The sequence below is a fragment of the Pseudonocardia nigra genome (assembly GCF_019396355.1).
Lineage (GTDB): Bacteria > Actinomycetota > Actinomycetes > Mycobacteriales > Pseudonocardiaceae > Pseudonocardia > Pseudonocardia nigra.
Window position 1 is genome coordinate 1 of the sequence record NZ_JAHKRK010000421.1, and the last position, 1,970, is coordinate 1,970.

The window sequence follows — 1,970 nt, forward strand, 5'->3', positions numbered from 1 at the left end:
GGATCGGCGCCGGACGTCAGCAAGGTGGCGATACTGCCGTCCAGTGGCAGTATCGCCACCTTGCTGGCACTCCGACCGCGACCGACGGCGCCCCAGGCTCGGTCGCGGGGTCAGCTCGTGGCTGCGTTGACCTGGCTCATGAACGCGTCGGCCGCCTCCTCGACGCTGATCTGGCCGAACAGCACCTGCTCGTTGAGCTGCTGCATGATCCCCTGCACCTCGCCGGCGCCCTGCGGGGGCAGCGGCGGCGGGGGAGCGATGTCCGGCTCGATCTCCTCGAGGAACGCCGCCGCCTGCTGGTCGGCGGGCGTCAGCTTGGCGAGGATCCGTTCCCGCTGCTCGACGTTCACCGGCAGGCCGCGCTCGCTGAGCATCAGGTCGGCGACGCGGGGGTCGTTGAGGAGGAAGTCGATGAAGCGGGCGGCCTCCTCCGGGTGCTCGCTCTGTGCGCTGGCCGACCAGAACTGCGCGGGCTTGAAGTACATGCCGGCCTGCTGCTGGGTGCCCTCACCGGGGAAGCGCAGCAGCTGCAGCTCCCGCCCGGACACCTCGTTGAGGGCCACGAGCTGGTTGGTCCAGGCGGTCCCCATCGCGCCCTGGTTGCTGGAGAACAGCGACCCGTCGATGTCGGCGGCCTCCAGCTCCACCGTCTTCGCGGCGGGCGGGGCACCGCCGTTCTCGTGGACCGCCAGCTGGTGGCCCCACCACTCGACGAGGGTCTCGCGGGTGAAGCCGAGGTCGCCGTCGGGGTTGAAGAGTGCCTCCCCACGCTGCCGCGCGAAGATCTCGAAGCTGGTGTCGATCGCGGTGGTCATCTGGTAGCCCCAGGTGCCCTCCGGCGTCGCGGCGCTGACGGCGGCGGCGGTCGCGGCCAGGTCCTCGTAGGTCCACGTCGTGTCGTCGGGCACCGGGACGCCCGCCTCGGCGAACACCTGCGGGTCGGCGATGACGGCGTGGGCGTTGATGCCGATGGGGATCGCGTACATTCCGCCGTCGACGACGCCGGTCTCCATCACGGCGGGGTCGAGGTCCTCGGTCCGGATGATCTCGGGGGCGTACTCGGACAGGTCCAGCAGCGCGCCGCGGTCGGCGTACTCCCGGACGTAGCGCGTCTCCTGCTGCATCACGTCGGGCGCTCCGCCGCCGGCGACCTCGGTGGCGAGCCGGTCCCAGTAGTCGCCGAACCCGGTGAACGAGGGCTCGATCGTGATCGACCGGTTCTCCGACTCGTAGATCTCGATGATCTCCTGCGTGTACTCGTGGCGGGGGTCGCTGCCCCACCAGGAGAACCGCAGGGTGATCGGCCCGCCGTCGGCGTCGCCGGAATCGCCGCCGCCGCACGCGGTCAGCACCAGCGCCGCGGCGACGCCCAGCGCGGGAAGGGCGCGGCGCGCGCGGCGCCGGCCCGCCGCCCCGTGCATCGGTCGTCCTGACATGTCGGTGCTCCGTTCCGTGGTCGACATCGGTGTCTCCCGAGGGGCATCCAGCGGATCCGGACGGACACTACAGCCTGTAACCTGGAAAGGATAGCGCTTTCCTGACGATTCTTTGTAGCGGAACTAGCTCTAGTCCGGCCGGCTCCGCCAGAAACCACGACCTCAGACCAGGTGCGCGCGGCGGATGTGTAGTAGAACTACCTTCGCCCCTGTCAGGAAGGACGCCCGCTGATGGCCGACCCGCACCTCCCCGCCGACGTGTTCGCCGCGGTCGAGCAGCTCGCCGTGGTCCCCGTCGTCGAGATCGACGACGCCGCCTCCGCCGTCCCGCTCGCCCGCACCCTCGCCGACGCCGGCCTGCCCGTCGTCGAGGTCACCTTCCGCACCCCGGCCGCCCGCGACGCCGTGGCGGCCATCGCGGCCGAGCTGCCCGACTTCCTGCTGGGCGCCGGCACGCTCGTCACCCCCGACATGGTCGCCGCGGCGGCCGACGCCGGGGCGCGCTTCGGCGTCTCGCCCGGGCTCAGCAGTGGC

At 71.6% G+C, this 1,970-nt stretch carries 2 protein-coding genes; one reads left to right on the plus strand and one right to left on the minus strand.

Translation table 11 applies throughout. The features are described from left to right. Positions 1–110: 110 nt before the first annotated feature. Positions 111–1,436, minus strand: coding sequence for an ABC transporter substrate-binding protein (locus KME75_RS41170; RefSeq protein WP_219420406.1), 1,326 nt, complete (start codon positions 1,434–1,436; stop codon positions 111–113). Between the two features lie 231 nt (positions 1,437–1,667). Here KME75_RS41170 and KME75_RS41175 point away from each other — a divergent pair. Continuing rightward, on the plus strand, positions 1,668–1,970 hold a 303-nt coding region (locus tag KME75_RS41175; RefSeq protein WP_504739539.1), incomplete at its 3' end, for a beta/alpha barrel domain-containing protein.

Coding starts and splice junctions, on each gene's coding strand:
- KME75_RS41170 (WP_219420406.1), bottom strand. CDS start 1,436: ATGTCAGGACGACCGATGCACGGGGCGGCGGGCCGGCGCCGCGCGCGC.